The following is an 18,720-nucleotide window of genomic DNA, read 5'->3' on the forward strand; positions in this document are numbered from 1 at the left end:
GACGAGCAATCGCGCTCACTGGCCACCCCCTAGGTCAGCGGCGGCGGGCGCCGCCGGCCCGCCGGCGTTGGGGGCCGGCGCCGCGACCGGCGCGGGCGTCGGAGCGACCGGGCCGGGGGCCACCTCCGGCCCCGGCGGCGGCGGGGGTATCGGCACCTGTGGCGGGTTTTGCCCGATCACCGGCGAGGGGCTCTCGTCGTAGGCGTTCGGCGGCCCGGGCGGGGTCTGAAGGGTCGACTCCACGGGCGGAATGTTGGGCCCACCCATCAGTTCGGCAAGCGACTCAGGCGTCATGAGACCTTGCGTGATCGGTCCCACCTGCTGCCCCTGCATGCCGGGGGCCACGATCCACCCGTGTTGGGTGTTGCGGTGTGACGTCGGCGTATCCGGTGACCAGATGCCCGGGACAGTCGTGTCCTTGTATCCGTTCGGCGGGTGCAGCCGCGGCTCGGAGTAGGCGACGTCCTTGGGCAGCGTCTCGGCCGTGCTGGCGACGTTGAGGCCGAAGGGCAAGTAGTTGAACTTGATCGCGTCGAGGATCGGCGCCAGGTATTGCGCGCACAGCTCGGCGGACTCCTGGTAACCCAGCCGGCTGCCGGCCTGGATCGAGCTGCAGATGAACTGCATCGGGTTGGCGAAGCTGGTGATCGCCGGGATGGCCACCACCGACCCGTGCGTCGGGTGATAGATCTGGTTGATGTTCGCTGCGGCCGTCGGCAGGACGTGCAGGGCGGTCTCCAGACCGTTCAGCGAATCGGGTTGCAGCAGCGCGTTCGTCGCCGTCGCCAGGTTGTTGACGTCGTGCGTCAGCACCTCGCGGTTCTGGTCCAGCCAGGGCCGCACGGTGGAAAGCAGGCTGTCGAACTGTGAGATCGCGTCGGCCAGGGCGCCGTCGGAGCTGGCGAGCCGGCCGGTGACATCGGCGAGGTTCTGGTTCAGCGCGACGAACTGCTGGTCGTCCTGGTGCAGGGCGTTGACGAACAGTGCCAGGCTGCGCACCACCGCGAAGAAGTCGCCGCGCCCCTCGTTGAGCGCGGTCAACGCCTGCGACAGGCTGTTCAGCGTGGTGTTGATCTGCTTGCCCTTGCCGGCCAGGCCATTCGCGTAGGACTCGATGACCTCACCGAACGGGCCCTTGGGCTGCTCGGGCGTCGGGCCGAGCTTGGAGATGATGTTGGTGATGCTGTTGCGCAGGGTGTCCCACTCCACCGGCACCTGGGTGCGTTCTTCGGGGATCACGGCGTTGTCGGCCAGCACCGGGCCGCCCTTGTAGGCCGGCTCCAGCTGGATCGCGCGCGAGGCCACCAGGGTCGGGTTGAGGATCACCGCCGACGCGTTTGCGGGCACCTTGTACTTGTTCTCGTAGTGGAAGGTCACCTTCATCTTGTCGCCGGCCGGCTCGATCTTGTCGATCGTGCCCACCCGCAGGCCCATGATCTGGACCTTGTCGCCGGCGTACAGCGCGTTGGCCGCCGGGAAGTACGCGACGACGGTGTTGTTGGTCAGCTTCTGGTACAGCCGCCACCCGGCGTAGCCGACCACCAGGGCCAGCACGATGACCAGCGACCCGATGATCACCGACGTCCGGGACAGCTTCGGCAGCCGGATGTTGCGGACGTCAAAGATGGTGCTCAATTCTGGCTACCTCCGGTGACGCCGCTACCTCCCGTGCCGCCGGGGTTGATGAACGGTGCCGGCAGCTGGATCCCCGGCCCGGGCGGTGCCGGCGGTCCGGGCGGCAGGGCCGGCGCGAACGTCGACGGGGGCGGCGTCGGGCCTGCCGGTCCCAGGTTCTCGGTCCGCGCGCCCGGCGGCGCCTGAGTCGGCAGCGGCACCGGCGTGCCCGGCACGTTCGGCGGCGGGTCACCCGGCCGCCCGGCGATGTTGATGCCCGGGGTGGGCGGCAGCCCGTCGGGGTTCGGCGGCGACGTCGCGACGTCGACGGGCGCCGGGAAGTTCACTCCACCGAAGGGGCCGATGTTCGCGCCGGCGCAAGGCAACGGATTCCATGGCCGCGGCAGGCCCTCGTCGCCGACGGTGACGTTGCCGCCGGGGTTGGCCGGCGTGTACGAGCACGGCGACCCGGGCGGGACGGCCGGTCCCGGATGGTCGGGCGTGCCCTCCAGCACCGGCGGCGCCGGCGGCGGCGCGCCGTTGGGCTGCCGGGTGCCGTTCGGGTCGGGCCACCGGAATTCCGGCAGACCGGCGCTGCGCCAGAAGTTTTCGGGGTCGATGCCGCGCTTCTTGAACGCGGCGTCGATGAACGGCTGCACGATCTGACCGGGAAACAGGTTGTGCAGCACCACCTTGAAGAACGGTCCCGACGCGATGGCCTCGTTCAGCGATGGCAGGAATTTGCCGACCTCGGTGAAGCCGGTGGCGAGGTCGTCCTTGCGCTGGACCAGGATGTCGCTGACCGTGCGCAACTGCTCCAGCACGTGGTTGAGGTTGGGGTTGTCGTTGATGAAGCCCTTGACCTGCTCGGAGAAGGCGGCGATGTTGCTCAGCAGCGCGTTGATCGCCTGGCCGCGCTCGTTGAACGCGGCCAGCAAGACCTTCGCGTTCACCAGCAGCCGGTCGATCTGCTCGCTGCGGTCACCCAGAATGCCCGCCACCTGATTGGCCTGCGCGAGCAGGTGCTTGACCTGCTCGTCGCGCTTGCCGATGGTGTCGGAGAACTTGGCCACGCCGTCGAGCGCGGAACTCAGGTGCGGGTAGGTCTGATCGATCGTCTCCGACAGCACGTGCAGCGACTGCTTGACCGTGTCGATGTCCCAACCCTGCGCGGCCTTGGTCACGTCGAAGAACGCGTCGTAGATCTGGTAAGGCGTGGTGCTCTGCCCGATCGGCAACGAGTCCCCGGGACGCAGCGTCTGGCTGCCCCGGTTCTCGATCTCCAGGACCTTTTTGCCGAGGATGGTGTCGGTCTTGATCGCCAGCCGGCTTTCGGTGCCGATCCGTTGGCTGCCGAGATTGAACTTGATCAGGATGTGGTCGCCGTCGATCTTGAGGCTTTCCACTTTCCCGACGTCCATGCCGGCGATGCGGACCTTGTCGCCTTTGCTGAGGCCGCCGGTGTCGGTGAACTGCCCGTAGTAGTGCGGCTTGGCCATCAGCATGGGCACGCTGGTGAAGCTTTGACCGACACCGATGACGAGCAGCGTCACGATGATGCCCATCAGGCCGATGCGCATCCGGTTGGGGGGTTCCAGCGTCCTCATTGCGGCGTGCACCTACCCGTCGGCTGCGAGAAGAGCTTGACCGTGCGCACCGGACCACCGGCCTGCAACCCGTTGATCTTGAGGGTGATGTCGCAGGCGTAGAAGTTGACGAAGTCCCCGTAGGAACCGATGGTGCGCCCGATCATGTTCAGCGCGGTCGGCACTTTATGGATGAAGTCGTTCAGTTGCTCGCGCTGATCGATCAGCGGCTGCTGCACCGCGTCCAGGTAGTTCAGGGTGCTGTGCAGCAACCCGCGGTCCTCGGCCAGCAGGTCGGCCACCGTCCCGGCGGCGTTGCTGATGTGCGCGGTGCCCGCCGCCAGCGGTTCGGCGTGGTTCTTCAGCCCGGTGATCAGCACCTCGAGGTTGTTCACCGTCTGATCGAATTGCTGGCGATGCCGGACCGTGGTGTCCAGCACGACGTTCAGGTTCTTGATCACCTCGCCGATCGCCTGGTCGCGCTGCCCCAGCTGGGACGTCAGCTGCGCGGTGTTGTCGAGGATGTCGTTGATGGTGCCGCCCTGACCCTGGAACACCGTGATCAGCGCGGTCGCGATGGTGTTGACCTTTTGCGGGTCGAGCGCCCGAAACAGCGGCTTGAAACCACCGATCAGCGCGTCGAGGTCGAGCGCCGGCGAGGTCCGTGACACGGGGATGAAGCCGCCCGGGGGCAGCACCTTGTCGGCTCCCTCGCCCTCGCCGCGCTTGAGCTCCAGGTACCGGTTGCCGATCAGGTCGAGGTAGCGGATCTGCGCCGTCGTCGACTGATACAGCGGGATCGAACGGTCGACGCTGAAGTTCACCCGCGCGCGCCGGCCGCCGTCGACCAGCTCGACCGAGCTGACCTTGCCGATCTCCACGCCCGAGGCCCGGACGAATTGGCCCTGCCGCAGCCCGCTGATGTTGGTGAATTCCGCGGAGTACCCGTAGGTGCGGTCGAAGCGCATCTGACCGAACACCACGATGATCATCACAGTGAAGACCAGCAGCACCAGGGAGAAGATGCTGAGTCGAACGATGGTTCCGGTGATTTTCATGGGTTGATCGTGTTGTCCCCTACTTGGCGGCCCCAGACGTACTCGATCGCGTACGGGGAACCGGTGTCGAGGTGGTTGTACGGCGCGATGCTGTTGCCGGAGTCCATCACCAACTCGGGCGCGGGCCACAGGTCGTGGGTGATGTGCTGCCAGCAACCCGGCGCACCGCCCGGCCCGCCGCGCGCGTTCACGCGCGGCAGATTCTCGGGCCACACGTACGGGTTCGGCGCCCCGCCGATCAGGGTGGCGATGTTCCCCAGGCCCGCAAGCCCTTGGGTGGGCAGCGCGAAGATTCCGATCAGACCGACGAGGGTCACCGCCGACAGCGGGTTGAGCAACAAGCCCAGTCCGGACAGCACCTTCGTGTCGGCGTTGAGCGAATAGCCGTTGCCGCCGAGGAACTTCTGGGCGATGGGCTCGATGTCGTGGTAGTTGCGGACCGTGCAGAACAGCTCGGGGCTGTAGGTGTCCAGCAGCTGGGCCGTGGGCACCAGGTCCTTGGCCCCGCGGGCGAGGTACGGCCCGCCTCTCTCGAAGATGTCCGCGCCCGTGTTGCCGAAGCCGGCCGCCGACAGCAACGCCTGGTCGAGGTCCTTCTGCTGCGCATTGATCGTGCGCGACGTGACGACGGCGTTGTTGAGGAAGTCGAACAGGTCGGGCGCGGCGTTGGCGTAGGTGTCACCCAGACCCGCGAGCTGCTGGATGTCGTGGCGGGCCTGCGGCATCTGCGGGTTGACGTCGTCGAGGATCGCGTTGGCGTTGACGACCGACTGACCGAACCGATCACCCAGCCCGGTCAGCGCCTGGGCGGCGGCGCTCAGCGTCAGGTTCAGCTTGACCGGGTCCACCTGCTGCGCGATCTCGGTGATGGTCTGGAACAGCGTGTTGATCTCCGTCGTCACCGATCGGGCGTCGATCACGGTCTGCGGCGTGATCCGTTGCGGGGAAGGGTTTTTCGGCGTCGTCAGCGACACGTACTTGCCGCCGAACACCGTCGTCGCCTTGATGTCGGCGTTCACGTTCGACGGGATCAGCTTGAGGTAGCGCGGGTACACGTCGAGGCTGAACTTGGCGGCCGGCTTGCCGTCCTTGACGATCTCGGAGATATTGGCGACCCGGCCGATCTCCACCCCGTTGTAGGTGACCTTGGAGCCCGGATCCATGACGAGCCCGGCCCGGGAGGCCACCATCGTCAGCTTGGTCTTGGGCGTGAAGTCCCCCCGGAACTGCCCGTACACCAAAACCAGCAGCACGGCGGCGACGACCAGCATCGCGACCCCGGCCAGCTTGTAGGGCGGGTTGTGGGGGGCGTTGACCTTTCCGGCGGTCCCTGTCGCAGTGGTCATGGCTAAACCGTTAAAGCGAAGTTGGGGTTGACGCCGTAGAGCGCCAACGCGGCGGCCAGAACGACAACCTGCACCGACACCAGCGAGAAGCGCATCGACCGGCCGACGGCCTCGCCGACGCCGACGGGTCCGCCGCCCGCGTTGTACCCGTAGTAGCAGTGGGTGATCATGACCACCGCCGTGATGATGATGGCCTCGACGAAGGACCAGAACACGTCGTCGGGGCGCAGGAACGTCCGGAAGTAGTGCTCGTAGGTGCCGTGCGACTGCCCGTAGATCACCGTCGTGGTGATCTGCGGCGACAGGAACGACATGATCATGGCCAGCGAGTAGAGCGGGATGATCACCACCAGGCCGGCCATGATCCGCGTGCTCGCCAGGAACGAAATCGACTTGACCCCCATGACCTCGAGGGCGTCGATCTCCTCGCTGATCCGCATGGCCCCCAGCTGGGCGGTGGCGCCGGCGCCGACGGTGGCGGCCATCGAGATCCCGGTCACGACGGGTGCGGCGATGCGCACGTTGATCAATGCGGCGAAGAAGCCGGTGAACGCCTCGACGCCGATGTTGCCCAGAGATGCGAACCCCTGGATGGCCACGAGCGAGCTACCGGACAGCGTGACGAAGCCGACGATCGCGACCGTGCCGCCGACGACGGCCATCGCGCCGGTGCCCATGCCGATCTGGGCGATCAGCCGCAGCGTCTCCTTGCGGTAGTTGCGCAGCGCGTGCGGGATGTTGCCGAGGGCCACCGCCCCGAACCAGCCCATCTGCCCGATGTCGTCGAGTCCACGGCCGAAGGCGCCGCCGTAGCGATTGACGTTCTCGACCGCCCGCGGGAAGCGGGCGCGCAACACCGCACCGGTCGACATGTCAGCGCCCCGTCCCGAACCGAACACCGATCGTGGTCAGCACCACGTTCACCGCGTAGAGCGCGACCACGCAGAGCACCACGGTCTCGTTGACCGCGGTGCCCAGCCCCTTGGACCCGCCGCGCACGGTCAGGCCGCGGAAACAGCCGACCAGGCCCGCGATGAGGCCGAACGTCGCGGCCTTGACCGTTGCGATGACCACCTCCGGCAGGCCCGTGATGGTGGTCAGGGTGGCCAGGTAGGCCCCGCCCGAGACGTTCTGCAGGTACACACCGAACAGGTAGCCGCCGACCAGGCCGACGGTGATCACCAGGCCGTTGAGCAGCGTGGCGACCAGGGTCGCGGCGATCACCCGGGGCACCACCAGCCGGTGGATCGGGTCGATGCCCAGCACCTCCATCGCGTCGATCTCTTCGCGAATGGTGCGGGCACCCAGGTCCGCGCAGATCGCCGTCGAGCCGGCGCCGGCCACCACCAGCACGGTGGTCAGCGGGCCCAACTGGGTGACCGCGCCGATGGCGGCGCCCGCACCCGACAGGTCGGCCGCACCGAACTGGGCCAGCAGGACGTTGAGGGTGAAGATCAGCAGAACGGTCAGCGGGATCGAGACCATGATGGTCGGCAGGAACGCCACCCGCATGATGAACCAGCACTGCAGAACGAACTCGCGCCACTGGAAAGGCCAGCGGAACAGCGCCCTTCCGGTCAGGACGCACATCCGGAAGAAGCCACCGATGAGGGTCAGCGGAGTCTCGAGCTGGTCGCGAAGGTAGCCGACCAGATAGGGGCCGCGTCGACTTTCCGTCGTCGAAGTCACCGCTGCCCCCTCCCCTCGACACCGCGGGACTGGCGGATCCGCGGCCTATCGTGTCGCACGCCGCCCCCGCCTTGCCGCGACCCTACGTCTGTGACCATCGGCTCCCTACCGGCAAGTAGTAACGGAGACCACAGGAATGTACCCGATGGCCGTGAACGTGTGAACTGCATCCGCACAATTAACCCTTCGTCAACAGCGGGCAAACGTTACAGTTTCCGTCAACCTTCCTCTCCGGTAGCTGAATCCCTTGCGCCAGAAGCGCTTTCGGTCACCGTGACCACCCCGTAGCGCACCCGTAGCTCAGTCTTGAGCACCTTTCCGGCCGGGTTGCGGGGAAGGGCGTCGACGATCTCGAGCGCCTTCGGATGCTTGTAACGCGCCAGCCGCTCGGCCAGGTACTCGTGCAGGTCGTCGAGCCGCAGTTCGTCGCCGGCGATGGCCGCGACCGCGATCGGCACCTCGCCCCACTTCTCGTGGACCCGGCCGATGACGGCGACCTCGACGATCTGGGGATGGCCGGCGAGAACGTTCTCGACCTCGGCGCAGTAGATGTTCTCGCCGCCGGAGATGATCATGTCCTTCTTGCGGTCGACCACCCAGACGTAGCCTTCCTCGTCCATGCGCACCAGGTCTCCGGAATGGAACCAACCGCCCGCGAACGCCTCCGCCGTGGCCTCCGGGTTGTTCCAGTAGCCGCTCATCAAAGTCGGTGCCCGGTAGACGATCTCGCCCACCTCGCCGACCGGCACGTCGTTCATGTTCTCGTCCACCACGCGCGCCGCGACCGTGGGGATCACCTTGCCGACCGAGCCGCGCTTCCGGATCGCGTCCTCCCCGAGCAGCATGCAGGTGACCGGCGACATCTCGGTCTGGCCGAACGCCGCCAGGATCTGGGTGCCGGGGAAGGTTGCCGACATCTCCCGCAGCAACGCGTCCGGCGCCGGGGCGGCCCCCCACGACATCACCCGCAGCCTCAGGTCGCGGGGTCGCGCCCGCTGCTCGGCGCACACCGCCTGCCACTGCGCGGGAACCAGGAACAGGCCGGTGACCTTCTCCGCCGCCAGCACGTCGAGCAGCTGCCCCGGGTCGAAGGCGCCGAGCGGATAGATCACCGTGGGGATGCCGAGCAGCATGCCGGTGAGCATGTTGCCGATCCCGGCGATGTGGAAGAACGGGACACCGATGAAACCGACATCGCTATTTATGTCGGCGCCGTTGGTGTAGAGGCCGGTCATGGTCTGGCCGGTCAGATTGGCGTGGGTCAGCACCGCACCCTTGGGCCGCCCGGTGGTGCCCGAGGTGTACATGATCAGCGCCGGCGAGTCGTTCGGGATGTCCGGGATGTCCCTGGACCCGCGCTCGTCGCCGCGCTCGCTAACGAGGTCTTCATAGCCGAAGACACGATCGTCGGTCGCCGCGCCGGCCACGACAATGGTGTCGAGCATCGGCTGGATGTCACGAACGCCGGTGGCCACCGGCGCGAGCACGGCTTCGGTGATCATCACCCGCGCCTCGCAGTCCTCGACCAAAAAGACGACCTCCGCCGAGGTGAGCCGGAAGTTGAGCGGGACCGCGATGGCCCCGAGCGCGTTGGCGGCCAGCACCGACTCGACGAATTCGGTGCGGTTGAGCATCAGGATCATGACGCGATCACCGAAGCCGACCCCGCGGCGGCTCAGCGCGTCGGCCAGCGCCATCACCCGGCGGTGCAGGCCGCCCCAGGTGACCGTGTTGCCCAGGAACCGCAGCGCCGTTGCGTTCGGTTGCATCAGCGCGTGCCGTTCCAGTTGGTTGACCCAGTTCTGCCGCCGGGACAGGTAGGGCTGCTCGGTGGCCCGGGTCGGCTGGCTGGCCAGTTGCGCGGTCAACTAGTTGCCTCCCCTTCACCTCGCGCACCGCTTGCGCCAGGTTGATATTTGATAAAACATAGTGTTGTGTGGGTCACATTATGGCTTTAGTGCCACAAAGACAAGACCCGCCCAGCCCGCGAAACCCCTGGCAGCCCGCGTGAACGCACCGATCAGGACGCACCGGAGGACCCGGCGGCCACTCCGCCGGGCGCAGCTGTCCGACGAGGTCGCGGGCCACCTGCGCGCCGCGATCATGTCCGGGGCGTTGCGTCCCGGGACGTTCATCCGCCTCGATGAGACCGCGGCGGAACTCGGCGTCAGCGTGACCCCGGTGCGCGAAGCGTTGCTGAAGTTGCGCGGCGAGGGCATGGTCCAGCTGGAGCCGCACCGCGGGCATGTCGTGCTGCCGCTGTCGCGGCAGGACATCGAGGACATCTTCTGGCTACAGGCGACGATCGCCAGGGAACTCGCCGCCGCGGCCACCGAGCACATCACCGACGCCGAGATCGACGAGCTGGACCGCATCACCAACGCCCTTGCGGCGGCCCTGGGATCCAGCGACGCCGAAACCATCGCGGGCATCGAGTTCGCTTTTCACCGCGTCTTCAACCAGGCCAGCGGACGGATCAAGCTGGCGTGGTTCCTGCTCAACGCCGCCCGCTACGCGCCGCTGCTGGTGTACGCGGCCGATCCCGAGTGGGGTGCGGCCGCGGTGCAGAACCACCGGCAGCTGGTGGCGGCCCTGCGCCGGCGCGACGCCGCCGCGGTGATCGAGCACGCCGTCTGGCAGTTCAGCGACGCGGCGGACCGGCTGACGGTGATGCTGGACCGCACGGGAGTCTTCGGCTGAGCCGAGCGCCCTAGCCGCCGGCCAGCTGCTCGGCGCGCTGCTTGAGGTTGTTGGCGAGGTGGTCGAGCACGTTGTTGGCGAGCTGCTTCAGCATCGGGGCGGGCACCGGCATGTTGGTCTCGACGTCCATGTCCACCGTCAGCAGGCTGGATGCGCCCGTCTCGACCGCGCTGAACAGCTGCTCCTGCTTGGTGAACAGGTCGCCCTGCTGCAGCACGGTCTGGATCTGGTTTTCCCCCGGGTAGTAGACCGCCTGGATGAACGTCGCCTGCATGCCTTGGTAATCGGCGTCGAGCCGCACCTGGCTGGGGCGCCCGTCGTCGTAGCGGGCGAGCACCCACAGGCCCTTGATCTCCTCGTTCCATTCCGGGTAGCGCTCGAAGTCGGCGACGATCCCCATGATCGACGCGGCGTCGGCGCCGACCTCGACGGTCCTGCTCAGAACTGGCATTGGCGAAGCATAGCCGGGGCGGCGAAAGTGGCCGACTCCTATGCCATCTCGCCAACGCGAGCCGTCGACAGCAGCGAGCGGATGGCGTCGGGAATGGGCACCGGTTTGCGGCTGATCCGGTCGACGTAGACGTGCACCCAGTGGCCCAGCGCCGTGATCGGCCGGGGTCCGCCGCCGTCGCCGCGGAACACGCCGAGCCGGTAGGTGACGCTGCTGCGGCCCAGCCGCGTCACCGCGAGGCCCACCACGAGGCTCTCCGGGAAATGCAGCTCCGAGAAGTAGCGGCAGCCCGACTCGGCGACGATGCCCAGCGCCGGCGTGGTGAGTGGGTCGAGGCCGGTCGTCGTGTTGATCCAGGCGTTGATCGCGGTGTCGAACAGTTGGTAGTACACCGCATTGTTGAGGTGGCCGAACATGTCGTTGTCGGCCCACCGGGTTCCCACCGGCCACAACACCGGGAAGTCGGCGCTGGTGAGGTCGCCCGCCGCAGGTGAGCCCATCGTCTACCAGTACCGCATGGCCTGCCGGAACAGGTCGGCCAGCACCGGTTTGCTCATCTCGCGCGGGGCGTTCTGCAACAGGCGCTGCTGCGGGTAGGCGCCCTCGGTCAGGGCCGCCAGGTCGTCGTCGGTGTAGCCGACCCCGCCCAGCCCGTTGGGCATGCCGACCGCCCGCATGATGCGGATGAGTTCGTCGGCCAGCACCTCGCCCGCATCCCTCGGGTCCGCGCCCCGGGTGTCGGCGCCCAGCAGCCGCGCGCCTTCCAGGTGCCGCTCCGGGCTGGCCTGCGCCGTGAAGCGGAACGACGACGGCGCGTTGAGGATGACGGCCATGCCGTGCGGCACGAGCGGCTCGTCGTCCGGATACCCGGGCGGCCGGAATTCGCGGACCAGCCCGGCCACCGCGTAGGCCATGCCGTGCGGGGCGTGCACGCCCGCGTTGCCGAACGCGATGCCCGCCAGGGTGGCGGCCCACATCATCTGCTCGCGCGCCTCGCGGTCGGAGGCGTCGCTCACCGCGCGCTCCAGGAACTGCCCCAGCACGCGCAAGGCCTCGCGGCAGCCGAGATCGCTCCACGGGTTGGCGCCCTGGCTCATGGGCCGCAGGCTCGGGCGTTCGGGCGCGCGCCGCCGGACGTACGGCCGCGCGGTGTAGGACTCCAACGCGTGCGACAGCACGTCGAGGCCGGCCGACGCGACGACCTCGCGGGGCAGGCTCGCGGTGCAGTCGGGGTCGACGAGCGCCTCGCTGGGGCGCAGCGCGGGCGAAGCGATGCCGGTCTTGGCCTTCAGCGACAGCAGGTCGAAGATCGCGATGCCGGTGACCTCGCTCCCGGTGCCCGCGGTGGTGGGGCAGGCGATGTGCGGCTTGAGCGGGCCGGGCACGGGTCTGCCCTCCCCGATCGGCGCGTTGACGTAGGCCGGGAGATCGGCGGGATGGGTGGCGTACAGGTTGGCGGCCTTGCACGTGTCGATGACCGAGCCACCGCCCAGCGACACGTAGCCGTCGGGGTTCGTCTCCGCCGCGAACCGTGCCGCGTCCCGAAACGACGCGTCGGTGGGCTCGACATGCACGTCGGTGTAGGTGACGACGTCGAGCCCGGCCGCGGCGAGCGAGTCGCGGGCCGTGGCGAAGACGGGCAGGCCGGCCACGCCGGCGTCGGAGAACAACGCCACCCGCCGCATGCCCAGGGCCTTGGCACGGTCACCCACCTCCGCCAGGCAACCTCTCCCGAAGGTCACCCGCGACGCGTCGACGGTGAAGGCTCCGTCGCAGTCCTGGGCGGGAATGGGGTATCCGCAGCACGCCATGCGGCCATTATCTCGGGTGCAGCGGCGCGACCGGTTCGGCGGTGCTGACGAGCAGGCGGTGAGCGTCGATGTAGTCCCACCGGATCAGGTAGCCGAGTCCCGGCGCCTGCGGCAGTTCGACGAAGCCGTCCGGGCCGAGCGGATCGCAGGGCGCGTCGAGGTAGGGCGGGGCGGCGTCGTAGCGGACCCCGGGCCCCAGCAGGCCGCGCTCGTAGTATTCGCAGACGTCTTCGCTTGTGGCGCCGAGGACTTGGAGGTTGCCGAAGCCGCTCATGTGCAGCTCGCAGCGCATGCCGACCGCCTCGCACATGCCGGCCAGCTTCATGACGCCGGTGATGCCGCCGCGCAGCACGTCGATGCGGCTGATGTCGGACGCCTTGCGCAGGATCCAGTCGGCGCGGGTGTCGATGCCGCCCTCGGCGATCTCCGGTGAGCAGATCGGGATTTCGAGCTCGTCGGCCAGCTTCACGTAGGCCTCGACCCGGTGCTCGGGCATCGGGTGCTCGTACCAGTAGAAGCCCAGCCGCTCGAGTTCGCGGCCGACGCGCAGCGCGTCGGCGTAGGTGTGGTAGGTGCCCCACGGGTCGAACATCAGCACCATCTCGTCGCCGACCGCCGCCCGAACCTCCCGGCACACCCGGACGTCCCAGTCCACGTACGACGGCCGCGGCAGCGCGGGTTGGCGGGTCGCGGGGTTCCAGTAGTGGTAGGGATGGATCTTGTAGGCGCGATAGCCCTGTCGTTGACATTCGACGGCGTGGGCGGCGTATTCGTCGGGCGATCCGAGATTGTTGAAGCTGCTCGCATACGCCTTGACCCGGTCGCGAGCACCGCCCAGCAGCTTGCGCACCGGCAGCCCGGCGAGCCGGCCCGCCAGGTCCCACAGGGCCAGATCGATGACGCTGCAGACGTTTTCGGGGAGCTTCGCCGCCCGCAGCTGCCGCCAGATCTCCACCCGGTCGAACGGGTCCTGCCCGGCGAGCAGCGGGCTCAGGAACTGCGTGATCAGTGCCTGGTCCCCGGGCAGCAGGCCGTCCTGGTCGCCGTGGAAGTGACCGCCGAAGTAGTAACCCTCGACTCCCTCGTCGGTGAGCACCTTGGTGACGGTCTGGACGACGCGGTAGTCGGTGTTCAACTGGCCGAACGAGATTCGATCGACGCAGGTCTCGAACGGCACGACCTCAAGCCCGGTGATCTTCATGACAGCCGATTGTTCCGGGCGGATCGCGCGGTCAAGTAGAGCCGAAGGTCCTTGACAGGGCGTGGCCCTGCAGGGCGAACAACCGCTCCGAGTCGGACCAGTCCGGCAGCAGCGAGTCGAAGCCGTGGCAGGCGCCCGGAAACACGTGCAGCTCGGCGGAGACCCCGGCGCGCAGCAGCTGCAGGGCGTAGTCGACCGCCTCGTCGCGGAACGGGTCGATCTCCGCGCAGGTGATCAAAGCCGGTGCCAGGCCGCCGAATTGGCGGCGGCGCGCGGGCACGGCGGCGGGTCCGCCCGTGCCGTCGGGGCCCAGGTAGTGGCGCCACATCTGGTCCGCCGCCTCGCTGTCGAAAGCGGGGCTCGCGCCGAACTCGGCCTTCGACGCGGTCTCCCGATCGTCCAGGACCGGCTGATGCAGCAGCTGGAACGCGACGGCCGGCAGCAACCCGTCGGCGGCGCCGTGCGCCAGGCACGCGGCCAGGGTGGCGCCGGCGCTGCTGCCCGCGACGGCCAGGCGGGCGGGGTCGACGCCCAGCCCCGCGGGGTCGGCCGCCACCCACCGCAACACGGCGACCGCGTCGTCGAGGGCGGCCGGGTAGGGGTGCTCGGGCGCCAGCCGGTAGTCGACCGACACCACCGTGCAGCGTCCGCGTCGCGCGAGCTCCACGCACTGCCGGTGATCGGTGTCCAGATTTCCCAGCGCGAAGCCGCCGGCGTGGCAGTACACGATCGCCGGTGCGGGATCGCCTTGCGCACCGCGATAGATCCGCACGGCCACGCCACCGGATTCGGCCGGCGCGGTGTCGTCGACGATCCGCACGCCGTGGGTGTCGGTGTGCTCGGCGGCCTCGCGGCGGCGCTCGTTGAACGGCTCGCGCATGAGTTGGATCGCTTGCGGCGAGAAGTCGGTTCGCGTCGTCGCCACCGCGCGCAGCGCGGGATCCAGCCGGTCAAAGCCGTGCAATTCGCTCATCGGGCACGCGTCTCGGGGGCCTGGAAGCTGAAGTCGGCGGGTTCGAATCTGCGCGTCATTCCCCAGAAGGTACGCGCGCTGCGCGGCCACTGCGTCACCACTCGGCCATTGGCGGCGCGGAAGTAGTTGCTGCACTGGGTGGTCCACACCGTGCCGACCATCCACCGGTCCACCTTGGCGACGAAGTCCGCCAGCGCGGCGGGCCGCACCGCCAGGTACGTTTTGCTCTTGCGCCGCAAGTACTTCAACGCCCGGACGATGTAGCGGGCCTGGGCCTCGAGCATGAAGATGACGCTGTTGGAGCCGACGTTGGTGTTCGGCCCGTACAGCATGAAGAAATTCGGGAACCCCGGAACGACCATGCCGAGATACGCGTGCGCGCCGTCGCGCCAGACCTCCCGCAGCGTCGTCCCGCCCTCCCCGGTCACCTCCAGCTCACCCAGGTAATCGGCCGCGGCGTAACCCGTCGCGCAGACCACGACGTCGACATCGCGCTCGGTGCCGTCCGCGGTGACCAGGCTGCGCGCGCGCAGGCAGCGCGCCGGGCTGCTCAGCACCTCGACGTTGGGGCGGGTCAGGGCCGGCAGGTAGTCCGAGGAGAACACCAGCCGCTTGCAGCCCATCGGGTGATCGGGGGTCAGCTTGCGGCGCAATTCCTCATCGGCGACGGTCTTTTCGAGCAGGCCCAGCGCAGTCGCGGTGAAGTCCCGGGTTTTTTCGCTGCCGTGCTCGATCACCGAGATGTTGGATTCGCTGCGCAGCCAGAGCCGGGTCCGGTACAGCCTCTTTGCGAACGGCACGTGCGCGAACACCCAGCGCTCCCGTTCGGTGTAGGGCCGGTCGGGCTTGGGCAGGATCCAGGTGGGCGACCGCTGCACGGAATACACCTTGTCGGCCACCCTCGCCAGTTCCGGCAACAGTTGCGAGGCCGTCGATCCGGTGCCCAGCAGCGCGACCCGCGCACCCTCGAGCGGAACCGAATGGTCCCATCGCGACGAGTGCAACAGCGTCCCGGTGAACGGTTCCTCCTCCACCAGCTCCGGGAAGAGGGGCCGGGTGAACAGGCCCACGGCGGACACCACGATGTCGAAGTGGTGCCGGTGGCCGGTCGCTGTGGTCAGGCACCACCGCTGCGTGTCTTCCTCCCAACGCGCGGAGACGATTTCGGTGCGCAACCTCAGGTGCGGGCGCAAGCCGTACTTGTCGGCGCACCGCTGGAAGTACTCCAGGATCTCGGGCTGCGCGGGCCACAGCCGCGACCAGTCCGAATTCAGGTCGAACGAGTAGGAGTAGAGGTGCGACTTGACGTCGCACGCCAGCCCCGGATACGTGTTGATCAGCCAGGTGCCCCCGACGTCGTCTTCGCGGTCAAAGATCGTGAAGTCATGGAAACCGGCCTGGGACAACAGTATTCCCAGTGCCATGCCGCCCGGTCCGGCACCGATGATGCCGACCGACGGGTTGCCGCTCATCGGATCTGCAGGCACTGGCCACCGTCGACGACCAGCTCCGCACCGGTGATGAAGGACGCCGCGTCGGAGACCAGGAATGCGACCGCGTCGGCGATCTCGCCCGGTTGCCCGATCCGCCCGAACGCCGACGCGGCGGCGAGCCTCAGCTGGGTGGCGTCGTCGAGCATCGGGGTCGCGACCGGCCCGGGGAACACGGCGTTGACCCGGACGCCGAGCGGCGCCAGTTCGGCGGCGGCATTCTGGGTCAGGCCACGCAGCGCCCATTTCGAGGAACCGTAGGCGCTGTGCCGGGGGAAGGGGCGGATCGCACCCGTGCTGCAGATGTTCACGACGGCGGCACCCTTGGCCGCCCGCAGCTGCTCGAGCGTCGCCTGGATGCCGAGGAACGCACCCAGACAGTTGACCCGCCAGGCGTTTTCGAATCCCTCGGCCGTCTCATCGGCGAGCGACGCGCGGTGCAGGACGCCGGCGGCGTTGACCAGCGTCGTCAACGCGCCGAATCGGTCGACCACCGCGCGCACCGCCGCTTGCCACTGCGCCTGCGACGTCACGTCCAGGTCGATCGCGATCAGCCCGTCGTCGCCCAGCTCGTCGACCGCGGCGGCCAGTTGGCCGGCCCGGCGGTCGCAGGCCGCCACCGAATAACCTTCTCCGCGAAGTCGTTTGACGATGGCCAAGCCCTGCCCGCCGGCGGCGCCGGCGACCAGCGCGACGCGTCGTTGCATCATGGCACCTCGGGGCTCTCGGACAGGCCGCGGCTGGTGACGAACTGGCAGCGCCGCCGCCGGAAGCGCCATCGCCCGGCGACGCGGACCAGCTCGTCGTCGTACAGGGCGGGCCGCAGGTGCAGATCTCCGGCCCTGACGAACAGCACCTGTGAGCGTGCCGTGGCGGTGTCCCCCCGGACGTCGATCCGCGAGACCCCGGTCAGGTGCAGCCCGCGCGGCGCGTCCCGGAACATCTGGGCGATGTCGCCAACCCCGCCGAACGACCTTCCGTAGACGCGAAACTCGGCGTCGGGAACGAACAGGGCCACGCAGCCGTCGATGTCGCCGGCATCGAGGGCCAGCGCGTACGCGGCGATCAGGTCGCGGATCGCGGCTTCGTCTTCGGTCATTGCCCGGTCGCCTCGCGGAGGTGTTCGGCCGCCCCGCGCCGCAGCGCCTGCGATTCGGCCGCCAGGGTGATCATCCGGAAGCCCAGCTTCGCCATGACGCGACCCGTCGCGCCGTCGCCCGCGTGAATCCCGGTGAGCAGGCCCGCGGCGGTGGCGGCGGCGTGCACCCGGGATATGGCGTCGATGACCGCCGGATGTTTGGTCGCGCCAACCACATCGACGCCCATCGACAGGGCCAGGTCCGCGGGCCCGACGTACAACCCGGCCAGGCCGCCGACGGCGCAGATCTCGCCCAGGCCCGACAGCGCCGCCGCCGTCTCGATCATCGCGAACACGCTCACCCGTGACTCCAGCGCGGCGACGTCGTGGCCCAGGTCGGCGCGCAACGGGCCGAAGCTGCGGATCCCCCGGGGCTGGTGGCGGGTGGCGGCCACCGCGGCGGCGGCCTGTTCCGCCGACTCGATCATCGCGATGAGGACGGCGTCGGCGCCGGCGTCCAGCACCCGCCCGATCGGCGCCGCGTCGGCGTTGGGCAGCCGCACCACCGTCGCGATGGGCACGTGGCCGAGCCGGCGCAGCATGCGCGCGATGTCGGCGTCGTCGAGGTAGCCGTGCTGGGCGTCGAAACCCACGTAGTCGTAACCGGCCCGGGCGAATTCCTCCGGCCCGAGCGCCGTCGGCCCCGTGATCCAGCCGCCCCAGATCGGGGCCGGATGGTTGCGATCGAAGACGCTCATCCGGCGATCACGATCTTGATGCGCTCGGGGACCGGGCGGCAGGCCAGGTCGAACGCGGCCTGGACATCGTCGACGCCGAAGGTGTGCGTGAGGTAGGTGCGCAGCAGCTCGGGGTGCTCGTCGGCGAACTTGGCCGCGAGGTCCAGGACGCGTCGCCGGTCAAGCGTCACACCGGATTTCAGCGTCAGATTGTTGCGCAGCATCAGGCGCATGTTGATCGGGTAGGCGTCGTCGTCGGCCACACCGAAATAGAACACCGTGCCGCCCGGGGTGGCGGCCTCGATGGCGTGCCCCAGGGTGGCCACCTGGTGTCCGACGGCCTCGATAACGACGTCGGCGCGATCGCCGGGAGCCAGTTGGCTCACCCACCGGTCGCTGGTGGCGCGCACCGGGTCGTCCACGCCGAAAGCCGTTGCGTGGCAGGTGCGGTCGACGGGGTCGACGCCGGTGACGCGGCGCGCGCCGGCCGCCTTGGCGACGTAGGAGAACAGCAGGCCGATCGAACCCTGCCCGATGATCGCGACGTGCCGCCCGGACAGGTCCGGCAACTGCTCGCACGCGTACAGGACGCACGCCAGCGGCTGCAGGCCGATCGCCTCCGCGGGGCTCAGCGCCGGGTCGTACGGCGCCAGCATGTTGCCGTCGCTGATCACCCGCTCCATCAAGCCGTCGAACCCCGACGCCCAGCCCACCACGCGATCGCCGGCCCGGTGGTCGGGGTGCCGGCTGGCGATGACCTCGCCGGCCACCTCGTGGACCGGGAAGCCGTCCTTCCCGGCCGCGCTTCTGCCGTCGTCGCCCGGAAGCCGGCCCCGGTTGCCGCGGAAGGCCGGCAGGTCACTGCCGCAGACGCCCGCGGCCGAAAACTGCAGCAACACTTGGCCGTCGGTGAGGTGCTCGACCGTGGTGTCGGGGATCGAGGTCCGCTCGAACAGGTACGGCGCGATGATCCGGTAGGACCACAC

General features: G+C 68.9%; 18 protein-coding genes. 1 reads left to right on the forward strand and 17 read right to left on the reverse strand.

Annotated elements, in window-relative coordinates:
- Positions 1-15: 15 nt before the first annotated feature.
- The 7 genes from A5696_RS25690 to fadD5 form a co-directional block, all read right to left on the reverse strand.
- Positions 16-1,635, reverse strand: a complete 1,620-nt coding sequence (locus A5696_RS25690; protein ID WP_067883863.1) for a virulence factor Mce family protein — start codon at positions 1,633-1,635, stop codon at positions 16-18.
- The gene (locus A5696_RS25695; protein WP_067883865.1) at positions 1,632-3,221 is read right to left on the reverse strand and encodes a virulence factor Mce family protein; all 1,590 of its coding nucleotides are present in this window, start codon (positions 3,219-3,221) and stop codon (positions 1,632-1,634) included. The genes A5696_RS25690 and A5696_RS25695 overlap by 4 nt, the downstream gene beginning before the upstream one ends.
- Positions 3,218-4,258: a virulence factor Mce family protein gene (locus A5696_RS25700; RefSeq protein ID WP_067883867.1), complete on the reverse strand. Its 1,041-nt coding sequence runs from the start codon at positions 4,256-4,258 to the stop codon at positions 3,218-3,220. The genes A5696_RS25695 and A5696_RS25700 overlap by 4 nt, the downstream gene beginning before the upstream one ends.
- A complete protein-coding gene (locus tag A5696_RS25705) occupies positions 4,255-5,604 on the reverse strand; it encodes an MCE family protein (RefSeq protein ID WP_067883868.1) in 1,350 nt (449 codons plus the stop codon). Before A5696_RS25705 ends, A5696_RS25700 begins: the two co-directional genes overlap by 4 nt.
- 2 nt (positions 5,605-5,606) lie before the next feature.
- On the reverse strand, positions 5,607-6,476 hold the full coding sequence (locus tag A5696_RS25710; protein ID WP_067883870.1) for an ABC transporter permease: 870 nt from the start codon (positions 6,474-6,476) through the stop codon (positions 5,607-5,609).
- A gap of 1 nt (position 6,477) precedes the next feature.
- Positions 6,478-7,293: an ABC transporter permease gene (locus A5696_RS25715; protein ID WP_067883872.1), complete on the reverse strand. Its 816-nt coding sequence runs from the start codon at positions 7,291-7,293 to the stop codon at positions 6,478-6,480.
- Between the two features lie 218 nt (positions 7,294-7,511).
- Positions 7,512-9,161, reverse strand: coding sequence for a fatty-acid--CoA ligase FadD5 (gene fadD5, locus A5696_RS25720; RefSeq protein ID WP_067883874.1), 1,650 nt, complete (start codon positions 9,159-9,161; stop codon positions 7,512-7,514).
- A gap of 139 nt (positions 9,162-9,300) precedes the next feature.
- Here fadD5 and A5696_RS25725 point away from each other — a divergent pair, with 139 nt between their 5' ends.
- Positions 9,301-9,993, forward strand: coding sequence for a GntR family transcriptional regulator (locus A5696_RS25725; protein WP_067883876.1), 693 nt, complete (start codon positions 9,301-9,303; stop codon positions 9,991-9,993).
- A 10-nt stretch (positions 9,994-10,003) separates the two neighbouring features.
- On the opposite strand, the gene A5696_RS25730 is transcribed toward A5696_RS25725, so the two are convergent.
- The 10 genes from A5696_RS25730 to A5696_RS25775 are packed head-to-tail and all read right to left on the reverse strand — an operon-like array spanning position 10,004 to position 18,720.
- Complete coding sequence (locus A5696_RS25730; protein ID WP_067883878.1) at positions 10,004-10,444, reverse strand: SRPBCC family protein; 441 nt, start codon at positions 10,442-10,444, stop codon at positions 10,004-10,006.
- Between the two features lie 38 nt (positions 10,445-10,482).
- Positions 10,483-10,944: a thioesterase family protein gene (locus A5696_RS25735; protein ID WP_067883879.1), complete on the reverse strand. Its 462-nt coding sequence runs from the start codon at positions 10,942-10,944 to the stop codon at positions 10,483-10,485.
- A gap of 3 nt (positions 10,945-10,947) precedes the next feature.
- Entirely contained in the window at positions 10,948-12,255 is a 1,308-nt protein-coding gene (locus A5696_RS25740; protein WP_067883881.1) for a hydroxyacid-oxoacid transhydrogenase, read from the reverse strand.
- Between the two features lie 7 nt (positions 12,256-12,262).
- Positions 12,263-13,456, reverse strand: a complete 1,194-nt coding sequence (locus tag A5696_RS25745; RefSeq protein WP_067883882.1) for an enolase C-terminal domain-like protein — start codon at positions 13,454-13,456, stop codon at positions 12,263-12,265.
- A 31-nt stretch (positions 13,457-13,487) separates the two neighbouring features.
- A complete protein-coding gene (locus A5696_RS25750) occupies positions 13,488-14,429 on the reverse strand; it encodes an alpha/beta hydrolase (RefSeq protein ID WP_067883884.1) in 942 nt (313 codons plus the stop codon).
- Positions 14,426-15,901 carry an NAD(P)/FAD-dependent oxidoreductase gene (locus A5696_RS25755; protein WP_067883886.1) on the reverse strand — a complete coding sequence of 492 codons (1,476 nt, stop codon included), beginning with the start codon at positions 15,899-15,901 and terminating at the stop codon, positions 14,426-14,428. The genes A5696_RS25750 and A5696_RS25755 overlap by 4 nt, the downstream gene beginning before the upstream one ends.
- Complete coding sequence (locus A5696_RS25760; RefSeq protein ID WP_067884232.1) at positions 15,898-16,626, reverse strand: SDR family NAD(P)-dependent oxidoreductase; 729 nt, start codon at positions 16,624-16,626, stop codon at positions 15,898-15,900. Before A5696_RS25760 ends, A5696_RS25755 begins: the two co-directional genes overlap by 4 nt.
- On the reverse strand, positions 16,626-17,018 hold the full coding sequence (locus tag A5696_RS25765; protein WP_067883888.1) for a nuclear transport factor 2 family protein: 393 nt from the start codon (positions 17,016-17,018) through the stop codon (positions 16,626-16,628). Before A5696_RS25765 ends, A5696_RS25760 begins: the two co-directional genes overlap by 1 nt.
- Complete coding sequence (locus A5696_RS25770; protein ID WP_067883890.1) at positions 17,015-17,755, reverse strand: HpcH/HpaI aldolase/citrate lyase family protein; 741 nt, start codon at positions 17,753-17,755, stop codon at positions 17,015-17,017. The genes A5696_RS25765 and A5696_RS25770 overlap by 4 nt, the downstream gene beginning before the upstream one ends.
- Positions 17,752-18,720, reverse strand: a complete 969-nt coding sequence (locus A5696_RS25775; protein ID WP_067883892.1) for a zinc-binding dehydrogenase — start codon at positions 18,718-18,720, stop codon at positions 17,752-17,754. The genes A5696_RS25770 and A5696_RS25775 overlap by 4 nt, the downstream gene beginning before the upstream one ends.

It is taken from the genome of Mycobacterium sp. E2699, assembly GCF_001666745.1.
Taxonomy (GTDB): domain Bacteria; phylum Actinomycetota; class Actinomycetes; order Mycobacteriales; family Mycobacteriaceae; genus Mycobacterium.

Coding starts and splice junctions, on each gene's coding strand:
- A5696_RS25695 (WP_067883865.1), bottom strand. CDS start 3,221: ATGAGGACGCTGGAACCCCCCAACCGGATGCGCATCGGCCTGATGGGC.
- A5696_RS25700 (WP_067883867.1), bottom strand. CDS start 4,258: ATGAAAATCACCGGAACCATCGTTCGACTCAGCATCTTCTCCCTGGTG.
- A5696_RS25705 (WP_067883868.1), bottom strand. CDS start 5,604: ATGACCACTGCGACAGGGACCGCCGGAAAGGTCAACGCCCCCCACAAC.
- A5696_RS25710 (WP_067883870.1), bottom strand. CDS start 6,476: ATGTCGACCGGTGCGGTGTTGCGCGCCCGCTTCCCGCGGGCGGTCGAG.
- A5696_RS25730 (WP_067883878.1), bottom strand. CDS start 10,444: ATGCCAGTTCTGAGCAGGACCGTCGAGGTCGGCGCCGACGCCGCGTCG.
- A5696_RS25735 (WP_067883879.1), bottom strand. CDS start 10,944: ATGGGCTCACCTGCGGCGGGCGACCTCACCAGCGCCGACTTCCCGGTG.
- A5696_RS25740 (WP_067883881.1), bottom strand. CDS start 12,255: ATGGCGTGCTGCGGATACCCCATTCCCGCCCAGGACTGCGACGGAGCC.
- A5696_RS25745 (WP_067883882.1), bottom strand. CDS start 13,456: ATGAAGATCACCGGGCTTGAGGTCGTGCCGTTCGAGACCTGCGTCGAT.
- A5696_RS25750 (WP_067883884.1), bottom strand. CDS start 14,429: ATGAGCGAATTGCACGGCTTTGACCGGCTGGATCCCGCGCTGCGCGCG.
- A5696_RS25755 (WP_067883886.1), bottom strand. CDS start 15,901: ATGAGCGGCAACCCGTCGGTCGGCATCATCGGTGCCGGACCGGGCGGC.
- A5696_RS25760 (WP_067884232.1), bottom strand. CDS start 16,626: ATGCAACGACGCGTCGCGCTGGTCGCCGGCGCCGCCGGCGGGCAGGGC.
- A5696_RS25765 (WP_067883888.1), bottom strand. CDS start 17,018: ATGACCGAAGACGAAGCCGCGATCCGCGACCTGATCGCCGCGTACGCG.
- A5696_RS25770 (WP_067883890.1), bottom strand. CDS start 17,755: ATGAGCGTCTTCGATCGCAACCATCCGGCCCCGATCTGGGGCGGCTGG.